The following is a 14,859-nucleotide window of genomic DNA, read 5'->3' on the forward strand; positions in this document are numbered from 1 at the left end:
GCAAATTGCACGCCCTTTTTTCTTGGTTCGGAAGTTCGGGATCAGCCCGCGGTGGCCGGCTCGCGCTTGGCGTCGGCGTGGATCATCAGGGGCGCAGCATCGGTCAGCACGGCCTCTTCGTTGACCACAACCTCGGTGACGCTTTCCATCCCGGGGAGCTCGAACATGGTGTCGAGCAGGATGTCCTCCAGAATGGAGCGCAGCCCCCGCGCACCGGTCTTGCGTTCGATCGCCCGGCCCGCGATCGCTTTAAGCGCATCGTCGGTGAAGGTCAGGACCGTGTCTTCGAGATCGAAAAGCCGCTGGTACTGTTTGACGAGCGCGTTCTTCGGCTCGGTCAGGATCGTCACCAACGCGTCTTCATCGAGGTCTTCGAGCGTGGCGAGAACCGGCAAGCGCCCGATAAATTCCGGGATCAGACCGAATTTCAGAAGGTCTTCGGGCTCCAGATCGCCGAAGATTTCGCCCACGCCACGCGCATCCACATCGCGCACATCCGCGCCAAAGCCCATGGCCGAACCTTTGCCCCGCTGGGCGATGATCTTGTCGAGACCGGCGAAGGCGCCGCCGCAGATGAAGAGGATGTTGGTCGTGTCCACTTGCAGGAATTCCTGCTGCGGATGCTTGCGCCCGCCTTGCGGCGGAACGGAGGCGACCGTGCCTTCCATCAGCTTGAGAAGCGCCTGCTGCACGCCCTCGCCCGAGACATCCCGCGTGATCGAGGGGTTTTCGGACTTGCGAGTGATCTTGTCGACCTCGTCGATGTAGACGATGCCGCGCTGAGCGCGCTCGACGTTGTATTCGCTCGCCTGAAGCAGCTTGAGGATAATGTTCTCGACATCCTCGCCGACATAGCCCGCTTCGGTCAGAGTCGTGGCATCCGCCATGGTGAACGGCACATCGAGGATCCGCGCCAGCGTCTGGGCCAGCAGCGTCTTGCCGCAGCCGGTCGGGCCGATCAGCATGATGTTGGATTTCGACAGCTCGATGTCGTTGGCTTTCTGCGAATGATTGAGCCGCTTGTAGTGGTTGTGTACCGCGACCGAGAGGACGCGCTTGGCCTGCGACTGGCCGATGACATAATCATCCAGCACCTGGCAGATTTCCTTGGGCGTGGGTACCCCTTCGCTGGACTTCAGGCCACTGGCCTTGGTCTCCTCGCGAATGATATCCATGCAAAGCTCGACGCATTCATCGCAGATGAAGACGGTCGGCCCTGCAATGAGCTTGCGCACCTCGTGCTGGCTCTTGCCGCAGAAGCTGCAATAAAGCGTATTCTTGCTGTCACCGGTGGCGTTGTTCGACATCTTCAACCTCGTACGTGCTGTGCCCTTCTGGCACGGCCATCATGGCGACAGCCTCATGAAATCTTAGGGCAGCGCCCGTCCGGCCACAATGCGAAAGTCGCAGGCAACCGGGCGAGCGCCGCATCGGCATCACTCGCCGTCGGAGTCCACAGCGGAGCGGGAGGCGACGATCTCGTCGATCAGCCCCCATTCCTTGGCGTCTTCCGGCGACATGAAGTTGTCGCGCTCCAATGCCGCCTCGACCTTCTTGAGGGACTGGCCGGTGTGTTTGACATAAATTTCGTTGAGCCGCTTCTTGAGCTTCAGCGTCTCTTCGGCGTGGATCATGATGTCGGTCGCCTGCCCCTGATAGCCGCCGGAGGGCTGGTGGACCATCACGCGGCTGTTGGGCAACGAGTAGCGCATCCCCGGCTCGCCCGCCGTCAGCAACAGCGAGCCCATGGAGGCCGCCTGTCCGATCACCAGCGTACTCACCTTGGGTTTGATGTATTGCATGGTGTCGTAGATCGAGAGCCCCGAGGTCACAACGCCGCCGGGGCTGTTGATATACATCGAGATTTCCTTGGAGGGGTTTTCCGCCTCAAGGTGCAGGAGTTGCGCAACGATCAGCGAGGACATCCCGTCATGCACCGGGCCCGAGAGGAAGATGATCCGCTCCTTGAGCAGGCGCGAGAAGATGTCATAGGCGCGTTCGCCACGGCTGGTCTGTTCCACCACCATGGGGACCAGCGTGTTCATGTAGGTGTCGATGGGATCGTGCATGTGGGTCCTGCCTCGGTGTGTAGAGTGTAGTGCTAGCGGTGAAGTCCTAACAGAATCTTAGTCCCCACCCCAGCGACCTTCAAGAGCGCCCGGGTAATGCGCCCGGCGCCATTAACCAACCCCTAACGTTAACCACGCAACAATTGCCAGAGCCGCCCTGACTTGGCATACTCCGCCCACGGGCAAACATAACGGCCGACACTCCAGACAAACAGGAGGCGGCCATCAGATTGGGCAGAACGATGAAACACACACTCCTGCTATGTGCGACGCTGACGCTGGCCGCCTGTGGCGGAAAACGCGATGTCGCGGTCTCGCGGATGAGCATGACACCGGCAGTCGGGCCGATCAGCCAGGCCTGCCTCGCCTCGGATCGCAAGGCCCGGAGCCGGTCGCTCTGCGGCTGCATCCAGTCGGCCGCCAACCGCACGCTCACCAGCGCCGATCAGAGCCGGGCCGCGACCTTCTACCGAGATCCGCACCAGGCCCAGGAAATCCGCATGTCGGACCGCGGCAGCCACGAGGCCTTCTGGCAGCGCTACAAGAACTACGCCGAGACCGCGGAAGCCTATTGCAGCTGAGCCCGGCCGCGCGGCCGGAAGCTGCGTCATCCGAATTTTGGCGAGACGAAAACAGGCGCTCCGGGCGCCTGTTTCCTTTTGTCTGACGGGCTGAGCGCCTGCGCGGTGCTCAGTGTGCAGTCGCCCCCGCCCCGCCCTCGCCTTGGGCGAGCTTGGCCTGGGCCGCGGCCTCCTCGGCCTCCTCGTCCCATTCAACCGGCTCGGGCACAGCGACGAGCGCGTGTTTCAACACGTCGGAGACATGCGTGACGGGGATGATCTCCAGCCCTTCCTTCACGTTGTCGGGGATCTCGGCGAGATCCTTTTCGTTCTCCTGCGGAATCAACACCGTCTTGATCCCGCCGCGCAGAGCCGCGAGGAGCTTTTCCTTGAGCCCGCCGATTGGCAGCGCGTTGCCCCGCAGCGTCACCTCCCCCGTCATCGCGATATCGCGGCGCACGGGGATCCCGGTCAGGACCGAGACGATCGAGGTCACCATCGCAAGACCGGCCGAGGGCCCATCCTTGGGCGTCGCGCCTTCGGGCACGTGGACGTGGATGTCCCATTTCTCGAAGCGCGGCGGCTTGACCCCGATCCGGGGCGCGATGGAGCGGACGTAGCTCGAGGCCGCGTCGATGGATTCCTTCATCACATCGCCCAGCTTGCCCGTCGTCTTCATCCGGCCCTTGCCCGGCAGGCGCAGCGCCTCGATGTTGAGCAATTCGCCGCCCACGGAGGTATAGGCCAGACCGGTCACGACGCCGACCTGATCGGCATCTTCGGCCAGACCGAACTTGTGCTTCCGCACGCCGAGGAAATCGGAGAGGTTCTCGGGTGTGACCTTGATCTGCTCGGCCTCTTTCTTGACGATCCGGGTCACCGCCTTCCGCGCGATCTTCGCCATCTCCCGCTCGAGGTTCCGGACACCGGCCTCGCGCGTGTAGTAATGGATCACATCGGTCAGCGCCGCGTCGGTGATCTCAAGCTCGCTGGGCTTGAGCCCGTGGTTCTTGAGCTGCTTGTCCATCAGGTGGCGCCGGGCGATCTCGCGCTTTTCGTCCTCGGTGTAGCCCGCCAGCGGGATGATCTCCATCCGGTCCAGAAGCGGGCCGGGCATGTTGTAGGAGTTCGCCGTGGTGAGGAACATCACGTTCGACAGATCGTATTCCACCTCGAGATAGTGGTCGACGAACGTGCCGTTCTGTTCGGGATCGAGCACTTCGAGCATGGCCGAAGCCGGATCGCCACGGAAGTCCTGACCCATCTTGTCGATCTCGTCGAGCAGGATGAGCGGGTTCGTGGTCTTGGCCTTCTTGAGCGCCTGGATGATCTTGCCGGGCATCGAGCCGATATAGGTCCGGCGGTGGCCGCGGATCTCGCTCTCGTCGCGCACGCCGCCAAGCGAGATGCGAATGAACTCGCGCCCCGTGGCCTTGGCGACCGATTTGCCCAGGCTCGTCTTGCCGACGCCGGGAGGGCCCACGAGGCACATGATCGGCCCCTTGAGCTTCTTGCTGCGCTGCTGCACGGCGAGATATTCGACGATGCGTTCCTTGACCTTCTCCAGCCCGAAGTGATCGGCATCGAGCACATCCTGCGCCCGGCCCAGATCCTTCTTGACGCGCGACTTCACGCCCCACGGGATCGAGAGCATCCAGTCGAGATAGTTGCGCACAACCGTCGCCTCGGCGCTCATCGGGCTCATGTTGCGCAGCTTCTTGAGCTCCGCCTCGGCCTTGTCGCGCGCTTCCTTGGAGAGCTTGGTCTCTTCGATCCGCTCTTCGAGCTCGGCAATCTCGCCTTCGCCCTCATCGCCGTCACCCAGCTCCTTCTGAATGGCCTTCATCTGCTCATTCAGATAATATTCGCGCTGCGTGCGCTCCATCTGGGATTTGACGCGGGTCTTGATCTTCTTCTCGACCTGCAGGACGGACATCTCCCCCTGCATCAGGCCATAGACCTTCTCCAGCCGTTCACTGACCGACAGAGTCTCCAGAAGCTCCTGCTTCTGGGCGACTTCGATGCCGAGATGACCCGCCACGAGATCGGCCAGCTTGTCGGCCTCCTTGCTCTCGGACACGGCCGACAGCGCCTCTTCGGGGACGTTCTTCTTGACCTTGGCATAGCGCTCGAACTCGTCCGAGACGGTCCGCACCAGCGCTTCGATCGTCGCCTGATCGCCGGGCATCTCGACCAGCGCCTCGCAGCGGGCCTCGAAGTAGTCGTCGTTGTCGATGAACTCTTCGATGCGCACACGGCGCTTGCCTTCGACAAGGACTTTCACCGTCCCGTCGGGCAGTTTCAGGAGTTGCAGCACATTGGCCAGAACCCCGGTGCGATAGATATCTTCATCCGCAGGGTCGTCTTCCGAGGCGTCGATCTGGCTCGACAGCAGGATCTGCTTGTCGTCCTGCATCACCTCCTCAAGCGCCTTGACGGATTTCTCGCGGCCCACGAAAAGCGGCACGATCATGTGGGGAAAGACCACGATGTCGCGCAGCGGCAATACGGGATACGAGGGGCTCAGAGGCTCGGTCATTCTCAATCCTTGTTTTTCTGTTCTTGGCAGAAGCGCCCGGCCCCGCTTCGCGGCAGCCCTCGGCCCTTCCCTTGTCAGGTTATTCAGGTGGGGCGCACCCACCGGGTTTTCAAGCCGAAGCGCCCGTTGCACGGCAGTCTGCCCGCGCCGGCAGGCCGGGGCAAGCGGGCTTTTTCGTTCCGGCGCAGACTATAGCGCCGATTTCGGGCAGTGGGTTAACGCACGCATCCAAATCGGGCGGGCGGGAGCCCCATGCGGGGCATCACCCGGCCTCACAGTTGCGGGATGTCGCCCTCGGCGCGTGCGGCGTGGAAGCGGGCCTCGAACGCCTCGAATTGCCCTGCGGCAATCGCCGCGCGCATCTCGCCCATCAGCTCCTGGAAATAATGCAGGTTGTGCCATGTTAGCAGCATGCCCGAAATCATTTCGCCCGAGCGGAACACGTGGTGCAGATAGGCGCGCGAATAACCCGAACAGGCCGGGCAGCTGCAGGACTCGTCCAGCGGGCGCGGATCATCGGCGTGGCGGGCGTTCTTGATATTGACCTGCCCGCGCCGGGTCCAGGCCTGACCGGTGCGCCCCGAGCGCGAGGGCAGCACGCAGTCCATCATGTCGATCCCGCGTTTGACCGCGCCCACGATATCATCGGGCTTGCCCACGCCCATGAGGTAGCGCGGCTTGTCCTCGGGCAGCATGTCGGGGGCAAAATCGAGCGTGGCGAACATCGCCTCCTGCCCCTCGCCCACCGCCAGCCCGCCGACCGCGTAGCCGTCAAAGCCGATCCCGCGCAGTGCCTCGGCGCTTTCCTCGCGGAAATCCTGCTCCAGCCCGCCCTGCTGGATGCCGAACAGCATGTGGCCGGGGCGGTCGCCAAACGCCTCGCGGGAACGATCCGCCCACCGCATCGACAGGCGCATGCTCTCGGCGATCCGATCCCGGTCGGCGGGCAGCGCGGGGCATTCATCGAAGGCCATGACGATATCGGAGCCCAGAAGCCGCTGGATCTCCATCGAGCTTTCCGGCGTCAGCTCATGTTTCGAGCCGTCGATATGCGAGCGGAAGGTGACGCCCGTCTCGGTCAGCTTGCGCAGCTCCGCCAGACTCATGACCTGAAACCCGCCGCTGTCGGTCAGGATCGGCCGGTCCCAGTTCATGAACCGATGCAACCCGCCGAGATTGTGGATGCGCTCGGCCCCGGGCCGCAGCATCAGATGATAGGTGTTGCCGAGCAGGATATCGGCCCCCGTCGCCCGGACGCTTTCGGGCAGCATCGCCTTGACCGTCGCCGCCGTGCCCACGGGCATGAAAGCGGGCGTGCGGATCTCGCCGCGCGGGGTGGTGATGCGGCCGAGCCGGGCCTTGCCGTCCTGAGCCGTGCGTTCGAATGTGCAGCCGTCTGCCATGGGATACCTCGCCTCGCGTGATCGCCGGGGTGTAGCCCCAAGGCGGGGGCGCGTACAAGAAAGAAGGGCGCGCCCTCGCAGGCACGCCCTCCCGGTTATCCGAAGTGGTGGTGGATCAGAACTTGTAGGACGCGCGCAGCGAGAAGGTCGTTGCGTCGGCGTCTTCGTCAACGTCGTCGAGGTCGTTGAAGTCGTGCTTCAGGACTTCGCCGCCGATCATGATGTTGTCGGTCGCGAGGTAGGAGACACCCGCGCCATAGAAGGAACCGGTCTGGTTGTCGTCCAGCTCATCCACACCGAGTTGCGCCGCACCGGCGGTTGCGTAGATCAGCGCGGGGCCGGCGTCGTAGCCAGCTTTCAGCTTGAGGCGCGCAACGCTATCGATGGTCGCGGCGCCATCGAGATCGATGTCATCGCCCCAGTCGTAGTCGAACTCACCGCCCAGCACGTAGCTGCCGAAGTCGTAGTTGTAACCGGCGTGCAGACCGTAGATCGTGCCATCGCCATCGGCGTCCACCGCGTCGACTTCACCGTTCAGCATGCCAACCTGGCCACCAGCGTAGAAGCCGGTCCAATCGGTGCCAACGGCAACCGGAACGACGGGCGCGGCGACGGGCGCCTCGACCTCGGGGTCGTCAAGACCGCCGGCGAGGGCGGGGGTCATAAGTGCGGTGCTCATGGCGAGAGTTGCAATCAGCGTTTTCATGGTCATTGTCCTTTCGTCTTCTTCTTGGACAGTCGTCTGCGAGGGTCAGTCCCCGGACGTCCCGAGCCACAACTATGCGAGCCGCGCATTAGTTCCAGAGGGCCCGCTCCCCATTTCACGAACCTGTGTTTGGCGCCGGTATCGTCGGCGGCGATTGGCTCACGGCGCCGCGCGTTCCGGCAGATTTTAGCCGCTCCGCGCGCGGGCCATCACAATCGCGTAAAATCGGTAACCTCGCGCGATCTGCCCCTTGATCGGAGGCGTTTGAACCCCAATCGCGCGTCAAAACGCGGGGTTTTGCCCTTAACGGCGCGATAAGGGCTGGCCAAGTCCCGCCCGCCCCTCTATGCCCGCCGCGAACGAGACAAAGGCTCCCGACAATGGATCTGAGAAACATCGCGATTATCGCGCACGTCGACCATGGCAAGACCACGCTTGTGGACGAGCTGCTCAAACAGTCCGGCGCGTTCCGCGACAACCAGGCCGTGGCCGAGCGCGCCATGGACAGCAACGATCTGGAACGCGAGCGCGGGATCACCATCCTCGCCAAGGCGACCAGCGTTGAATGGAAGAGCACGCGCATCAACATCGTCGACACGCCCGGCCACGCCGATTTCGGCGGCGAGGTGGAGCGCATCCTGTCGATGGTCGACGGGGTTGTGCTGCTGGTGGATGCGGCCGAGGGCCCGATGCCCCAGACCAAGTTCGTCACCTCCAAGGCGCTGGCGCTCGGGCTGCGCCCGATCGTGGTGCTCAACAAGGTCGACAAGCCCGATGCCGAGCCGGACCGCGCGCTGGATGAGTGCTTCGACCTTTTCGCCAACCTCGGCGCCGACGAGGATCAGCTCGACTTCCCGCATCTTTATGCCTCGGGCCGCTCCGGTTGGGCCGATGCCGAGCTTGACGGGCCGCGCAAGGATCTCTCGGCGCTGTTCAACCTCGTGGTCAACCACGTGCCCGCGCCCAGGCAGATCAAGCACCAGGGCGAGGATTTCAGCATGCTCGCCACCACGCTGGGCTCCGATCCGTTCCTTGGCCGCATCCTCACCGGCCGGATCGAGACCGGCACGCTGAAGGTCGGCGCGACCATTCAGGCCCTCTCGCGCCACGGCGAGAAGATCGAGCAGTTCCGCGTCGCCAAGATCCGCGCTTTCCGCGGCCTCGGCCAGCAGGACATCGACATCGGCGAGGCGGGCGATATCGTCTCGCTGTCCGGCATGGCCAAGGCCACGGTGGCCGACACGCTCTGCGCGCTGGCGATCGAAGACCCCCTGCCCGCCCAGCCGATCGATCCGCCCACCATCTCCGTCACCTTCGGCATCAACGACAGCCCGCTGGCGGGCCGCGATGGCAAGAAGGTCCAGTCGCGCGTGATCCGTGACCGGCTGATGAAAGAGGCCGAGAGCAACGTCGCGATCAAGATCACCGACACCCCCGGCGGCGAGGCCTTCGAGGTCGCGGGCCGCGGCGAGTTGCAGATGGGCGTGCTCATCGAGAACATGCGCCGCGAGGGGTTCGAGCTCTCGATTTCCCGCCCGCAGGTCCTCACCCGCGAGATCGACGGCGAGGTGCAGGAGCCGATCGAGGAAGTCACCATCGACGTGGATGACGAATACTCCGGCGCGGTCATCGAAAAGATCACCGGCGCGCGCAAAGGCGATCTGGCCGAGATGAAACCCGCCGGCGCCGGCAAGACGCGCATCGTCGCCCATGTCCCGTCGCGCGGGCTCATCGGCTATCACGGCGAGTTCCTGACCGACACCCGCGGCACCGGCGTGCTCAACCGCGTGTTCCACGGCTGGGCGCCCCACAAGGGCACGATCCCGGGCCGCCGCGCGGGCGTTCTGATCTCGATGGAAGACGGGGACGCGGTGGCCTATGCGCTGTGGAACCTCGAAGAGCGCGGCAAGATGTTCGTCGGGCCCCAGGCCAAGGTCTATCAGGGCATGATCATCGGCGAGCACAGCCGCGAGAACGACCTCGAGGTGAACCCGCTCAAGGGCAAGAAGCTCACGAACGTGCGCGCCAGCGGCACGGACGATGCCGTCCGCCTGACCCCGCATGTGAACTTCAGCCTCGAAGAGGCGATCGCCTATATCAACGATGACGAGCTCGTCGAGGTCACGCCCAACGTGATCCGCCTGCGCAAGCGTCACCTCGACCCGCACGAGCGCAAACGCGCCAGTCGCAAGTAACGCCGCCGGTGCGCGCGCCTGCCCAAGGGTAAGGAATTCCGGAATAGGCACACCGCCCCCGTTTTGTCATAACGGGGGCGGGCCATTTGCCCGGCGTTCTTAGACAGTGCAAGCAAGCGTAAAGTTTCGATTTTAGACAGGCCGCGCAGTCGGCCACCATGTTTCGCGCGTTCGGTGTCCCTCCGAACGCCATGACCAACGAGTGGAATTGTCCCCCGTGCCCGTGCCTGGTTTCAGGTGCGGGCACGGTCGTTTTCGCGCCACGCCATCCCGATCCCCGAAGCGGGGTCAATCGGCTTTACGCGTCCTCGCCCTGAAGCTGGTTCTGCACGGTGGTCGTCAGATCGCTCAGCGAGAAAGGCTTGGGCAGGAAGACCGAGCCCTCGACCTGTTTCTTCTCATCCGAAAACGCATCCTCGGCATAGCCAGACATGAAGATCACCTTGACGTCGGGACGCGTCTCCAACGCCTGCGCGACCCAGGTCGGACCGTCCATCCCCGGCATGATCACGTCGGTAACGAAGATATCGACGTCGAGCGTCTTGTCCTCGAGCTTCTCCAGCGCCTCCTCCGCAGAGGCCGCCTCGTGCACCGTGTAGCCCCGGAGCTTGAGCGCGCGCGAGGCAAAGGCCCGCACCGGCGCCTCGTCCTCTACCAGAAGGACAACGCCCTCGGCCTGGCTGACCGGCAGCTTGGAGGGGATCGTGGGGACCTTCTTCTCCATCTCGGCGGGTGAGGCGGGGCTCGCCGCGGGGAAATAGAGGGTGAAGCGCGTGCCCACGGCAACAACGCTGTCGAGGAAGATATAACCGCCGGTCTGCTTGACGATGCCGTAAGCCGTCGAGAGCCCGAGCCCCGTCCCCTCGCCCGTCCGCTTGGAGGTATAGAAAGGCTCGAACACCTTTTGCTGCTTGTCGGCCGGAATGCCGATGCCCTCATCAGCGACCTTGACCACAACATACTCCCCGGCGGGCAGCACGGCCCGGTCCCGGTGGAGCGGCTTTTTCAGCGTGACGACCTCGGTCTCGACAAGGATCTCGCCGCCGTCGGGCATCGCATCGCGCGCGTTCACCACGAGGTTCATGAGCACCTGTTCAAGCTGGCGCTTGTCCGCGCGGATCGGCTTGAGCACCGGATCATGCAGCAGCCGCAGCGCGATGCGCTCGCCCACCAGCCGGTTGAGCAGATGGGTCAGATCCGACAGCGTGTCGCGCAGATCGAGCAGCTCGGGGCTGAGCGTCTGCTTGCGCGAGAAGGCCAGAAGCTGGCCCACCAGCGCGGCCGCGCGATTGGTATTCTGGTTGATCTGGACCAGATCGCTGAAATCCGGGTCGCCCTCGTCATGGCGCAGCAGCAACAGATCGCAATGGCCGGAGATCGCCGTCAGCAGGTTGTTGAAATCATGCGCGACGCCGCCAGCGAGCTGGCCGATGGCCTGCATCTTCTGGCTCTGGACGAACTGCGCCTCCAGCGTCTTGAGCTCGGTCGCGTCATGCAGCACCGCGATGATCACCGGCGCGCCCTGCTCGATCACCCGGTTGAGGGTGACCTGCATGTAGCGCTCTTTCTTGCCGCCCGTGACCTTGAGGAATTCGGTGACCGAGGTCGCGCGCTCCTCGGAGACCTCGCGCAGCCAATCCTTGATCGGCCGCCCCAGCCCCTGCACCAGCGCACCGAGCCGTGTTCCGGGCGCGATCTCGTTCTCGAGCTGATCCTTGGCGAGCCGGTTGGCCTGCAACACCTCACCATCGGTGGCGATCTTCAAGAGCGGAACCGGAAGGCTGTCAAAGGAGCTCCAGTCGTTTTGCGATGCAAGCGCCACGCCGGGCATGAAAAAGACATCGCGCCGCCCGTCGCCGCGCTCGTAGGCGACCACGAAGACGTCCTGCGACCCGTCCTTGGTCTGGACCTGGTTCATCGCGCCTGAGACGGGCTGGGCCCGGGTAAAGAGCGAGTCAAAGTTTTTGATCTGGTCGCCAATCAGGCGCTGCATCGGCTCGTTGAGATAGAGCACCGTGCCTTTGCGATCGGAGGTCAGCATCGGCAGGCTGGTGCTGTCGAAGGGCGAGTCGCCGCCGGTGGTGCTCTGGCGCTGGACGCGCCAGATCGTGGTCTGGTCCTTGCTGGCATGGACCGAGATCCGCACCAGCCCGCGCCGGGTCACCACATCTTCGAATGCGTGATCGCTCGCAGCAAGTTGCGCGGTCAGCCGCGCCACAAGCGGGGCGGGATCCGCAACGAAGGGTTGCAGCGCGCTGGCGACCGAGCCGCGCGCTTCGGGGCGCACGAGGGTCCGCGCCGCATCGTTGAGGTAGAGCACGCGCCCGCCGTCGTCGGCGAAAAGCCCGAAGACCGGATCCTTGCGCAGCAGCGTGTCGGCCACATCGGCCATCCGGCTCCGACCACCCAGAAGGCGCCGTAAGGTCTTGTTATGAAAGAGCGTGATAGAGATCACCGAGAGCCCGACGGTCAGCAGTGCGAGGTAGAGAAGCTCCGCCGAAAACCCGCTGGCCATGAGCAGCAGCGCGACCACAACCCCCAGAACCCCCGCTGTGAACAGCAATCCCGATCGCGTCACCGCGCCATCAGAGTCCTTGTTTGCTGACAAATCCGTCACGGAAGCTCCACCTTTAACTCTCGTTGTAGGCGAATAAGTCCGCAACGTCATTAACAGGCGGTTAATTTTTTCATGCCCTCGCGTAAGCACCCGCAAATACTTAGGATTTTCGAAGCACCGCGATGTAGAATCCGTCACCGTCCGGTCCCGGCAGGAAGCGTTTGCGCAGCTCGCAGCTGACGTCGGGGTGGCGTGCGAGGACCGCGTCGATCTGCGCGTCGTTCTCGGCCTCCAGCACCGAGCAGGTGGCATAGACGAGCCGCCCACCGGGCGCGACGAGCGGCGCGGTCTCGTCGAGGATCGCCGATTGCGCGGCGCGGAGCGACGTCAGCATGTCGGGCGTGAGCCGCCATTTCCCCTCCGGCGCGCGGCGCCAGGCCCCGCTGCCCGAACAGGGCACATCGCACAGCACGGTCTCGAACCGGCCCGCCTCGGCGCAGGCGCCGGGCGCCAGCTGGGTGATCGTCACTCCCGCGCGCTCGGCTCGGGCCGGCAGGTCGGACATGCGGCCGGGATCGGCGTCATGGGCGAAAACGCGGGCCTCGCTGCGCGCCGCGAGCGCGAGCGCCTTGCCGCCGCCTCCGGCGCAATAGTCCAGAACGCGCGCGCCCTCGGCCATCGGGACCAGATCGCAAACCGCCTGCGAAGCCGCGTCCTGCAATTCCACAAGCCCGCTTTGAAACGCCGCGCTGCGCGCCACCCGTCGCGCCCCGGCAAGGACCTCGAGCGCGGTGGGCGACAGGGTCGCCGCGCGGGTCTCGATCCCCTCTTCCGCCAGCGCGGCAATCGCCGCCTCGCGCGTCGCGGCACGGGCATTGACCCGCAGGAAGACCGGCGCGCGCGTGGCCAGGATCCGGGTGATCTCGTCAAACTCCGCGCCAAGCGACTCGCGCATCGGCGCGATGAGCCAATCGGGGAGGTTGGCCGCATCGGCCTCGGGCATCGGCCCGGCCTCGAAGCTCCGCTCGGCCTCGGTCAGTGGCGCGGGCGCGTGGCCTTGCCCGGTGAACAGCTCGTCCAACGGCAGCCCGCCCGCGCGGCAAAGCCCGATCATCAGCCCGCGCCCCGTCTCGACCCCGCCCAGATGGGCAAAGCTGCGGCGGTTGCGCACTGCGTCGAAAACATGATCGCGGATCGCCGCCCGATCACCGGACCCGGCAAACCGGCTGCGCCGCGCCCAGCCCGTGAGGGCCTTTTCCGCCGCGCTGCCCGCGAGGATCCCGTCGAGGATCTCCGCCGCTGCCGCAATCCGCGCCGCGGGCGTCATCGCGCGCGCTCAGCCGAGCCGGTAGTTGGGCGATTCACGGGTGATCTGCACGTCATGCACATGGCTCTCCTTGAGGCCCGCGCCGGTGATCTTGACGAATTGGCAGTTGCGCCGCATCTCGTCGACCGTCGCACAGCCGGTATAGCCCATGGCCGCGCGCAATCCGCCGACGAGCTGGTGGATGACGGCGCCGGCCGAGCCCTTGTAGGGGACCTGCCCCTCGATGCCTTCGGGGACGAGCTTGTCGGAGGCCGCGTCCTTCTGGAAATAGCGATCCGCCGAGCCGCGCGCCATCGCGCCCAAGCTTCCCATGCCGCGATAGGATTTGAACGACCGGCCCTGATAGAGGATGACCTCGCCCGGGCTCTCGTCGGTGCCGGCGATCATCGAGCCGACCATGGCGCAGGAGGCCCCGGCGGCGATGGCCTTGGCGAAATCGCCGGAGAACTTGATCCCGCCATCGGCGATCACGGGCGTGTCGGTTTCGGCGGCAGCAGCGGCGCAATCCATGATCGCGGTGAGCTGGGGCACGCCCACGCCCGCGACCATGCGCGTGGTGCAGATCGAGCCCGGCCCGATGCCGACCTTGACCGCATCCGCGCCCGCCCCGATCAGCGCCCGGGTCGCCTCGCCCGTGGCGACGTTGCCCGCGACGACCTGCACCTCGTTGGAGAGCGCCTTGGCCCGTTCGACCGCGATGGCCACCGCCTCGGAATGGCCGTGGGCCGTGTCGATCACGATCATGTCGACCCCGGCGTCAACCAGCGCCTCGGAGCGCTCGAACCCGGCATCGCCCACGGTCGAGGCCGCCGCGACCCGCAACCGGCCCAGCCGGTCCTTGCAGGCGGTGGGGTTGAGCACGGCCTGTTCGGTGTCCTTCAGCGTGAGCAGCCCGGTCAGCTTGCCGGCCCCGTCAGTCACCAGAAGCTTCTCGATCCGCCGCGCCTTCATCAACGACTTGGCCTCTTCGAGCTCGGCCGGCTCGGCCAGCATGGCAAGATTGTTCGAGGTCATCATGACCCGGACGGGCGTGTCGTCGCGATCGGCAAAGCGCATGTCGCGGTTGGTCACGATCCCGACCACGCGGCCTGCCTCGTCAACCACCGGAAACCCGGTCACGTTATAGCGCGCCTGCAGGGCCTTGGCATCGGCCAGCGTCTGGTCCGGCGTGAGGGTGATCGGGTTGTAGACGATCCCGCTCTCGAACCGCTTGACCCGCCGGATCGCATCCGCCTGCTCATCGACCGTGAGGTTGCGGTGCACGACCCCCATACCGCCCGCCTGCGCCATGGTGATGGCCATGCGCGCCTCGGTGACCGTGTCCATCGCGCTCGACAGCAGCGGGATGTTGAGATCGATGCTCTTGGTGACCCGCGTGCGCGTGTCCGCCGTCGAGGGCAGAACGCTGGAAGCGGCGGGCACCAAGAGCACGTCGTCGAATGTGAGGGCCTCGCGAATCTCCATTGGGCATCTCTCCTGGGAGGGGTTCGTTTGGCGCTTCCC

Annotated in this window: 10 protein-coding genes; 2 read left to right on the top strand and 8 right to left on the bottom strand. The window is 65.0% G+C overall.

Features of this window, described 5'->3' with window-relative positions; genetic code table 11:
• Positions 1-41: 41 nt before the first annotated feature.
• On the bottom strand, positions 42-1,307 hold the full coding sequence (gene clpX, locus BM353_RS14140) for an ATP-dependent Clp protease ATP-binding subunit ClpX (protein WP_092081980.1): 1,266 nt from the start codon (positions 1,305-1,307) through the stop codon (positions 42-44).
• Between the two features lie 129 nt (positions 1,308-1,436).
• The gene (locus BM353_RS14145) at positions 1,437-2,069 is read right to left on the bottom strand and encodes an ATP-dependent Clp protease proteolytic subunit (RefSeq protein ID WP_092081982.1); all 633 of its coding nucleotides are present in this window, start codon (positions 2,067-2,069) and stop codon (positions 1,437-1,439) included.
• Positions 2,070-2,311: 242 nt separating this feature from the next.
• Between BM353_RS14145 and BM353_RS14150 the strand changes: the two genes are divergently transcribed.
• Complete coding sequence (locus BM353_RS14150) at positions 2,312-2,650, top strand: hypothetical protein (protein WP_092081984.1); 339 nt, start codon at positions 2,312-2,314, stop codon at positions 2,648-2,650.
• Between the two features lie 109 nt (positions 2,651-2,759).
• Here BM353_RS14150 and lon read toward each other — a convergent pair whose 3' ends face one another.
• From lon to BM353_RS14165, 3 genes are all read right to left on the bottom strand, one after another.
• Positions 2,760-5,168, bottom strand: coding sequence for an endopeptidase La (lon, locus tag BM353_RS14155; protein ID WP_092081986.1), 2,409 nt, complete (start codon positions 5,166-5,168; stop codon positions 2,760-2,762).
• Between the two features lie 272 nt (positions 5,169-5,440).
• Complete coding sequence (gene tgt / locus BM353_RS14160; protein WP_092081988.1) at positions 5,441-6,571, bottom strand: tRNA guanosine(34) transglycosylase Tgt; 1,131 nt, start codon at positions 6,569-6,571, stop codon at positions 5,441-5,443.
• 115 nt (positions 6,572-6,686) lie between these two features.
• Positions 6,687-7,277: an outer membrane protein gene (locus tag BM353_RS14165; protein WP_092081990.1), complete on the bottom strand. Its 591-nt coding sequence runs from the start codon at positions 7,275-7,277 to the stop codon at positions 6,687-6,689.
• Positions 7,278-7,657: 380 nt separating this feature from the next.
• Here BM353_RS14165 and typA point away from each other — a divergent pair, with 380 nt between their 5' ends.
• Positions 7,658-9,472 (top strand): translational GTPase TypA, encoded by a 1,815-nt coding sequence (gene typA, locus BM353_RS14170; RefSeq protein WP_092081992.1) that lies wholly within the window; start codon positions 7,658-7,660, stop codon positions 9,470-9,472.
• Between the two features lie 298 nt (positions 9,473-9,770).
• Here the strand turns inward: typA and BM353_RS14175 are convergent, their stop codons facing one another.
• The 3 genes from BM353_RS14175 to guaB are packed head-to-tail and all read right to left on the bottom strand — an operon-like array spanning position 9,771 to position 14,820.
• On the bottom strand, positions 9,771-12,140 hold the full coding sequence (locus BM353_RS14175; RefSeq protein ID WP_425439423.1) for an ATP-binding protein: 2,370 nt from the start codon (positions 12,138-12,140) through the stop codon (positions 9,771-9,773).
• Positions 12,141-12,189: 49 nt separating this feature from the next.
• Positions 12,190-13,356: an RsmB/NOP family class I SAM-dependent RNA methyltransferase gene (locus tag BM353_RS14180; RefSeq protein WP_092081994.1), complete on the bottom strand. Its 1,167-nt coding sequence runs from the start codon at positions 13,354-13,356 to the stop codon at positions 12,190-12,192.
• Positions 13,357-13,365: 9 nt separating this feature from the next.
• Positions 13,366-14,820: an IMP dehydrogenase gene (gene guaB / locus BM353_RS14185; RefSeq protein ID WP_092081996.1), complete on the bottom strand. Its 1,455-nt coding sequence runs from the start codon at positions 14,818-14,820 to the stop codon at positions 13,366-13,368.
• Positions 14,821-14,859 lie beyond the last annotated feature (39 nt).

Origin of the sequence: Poseidonocella sedimentorum, from assembly GCF_900116005.1 — a bacterium.
Lineage (GTDB): Bacteria > Pseudomonadota > Alphaproteobacteria > Rhodobacterales > Rhodobacteraceae > Poseidonocella > Poseidonocella sedimentorum.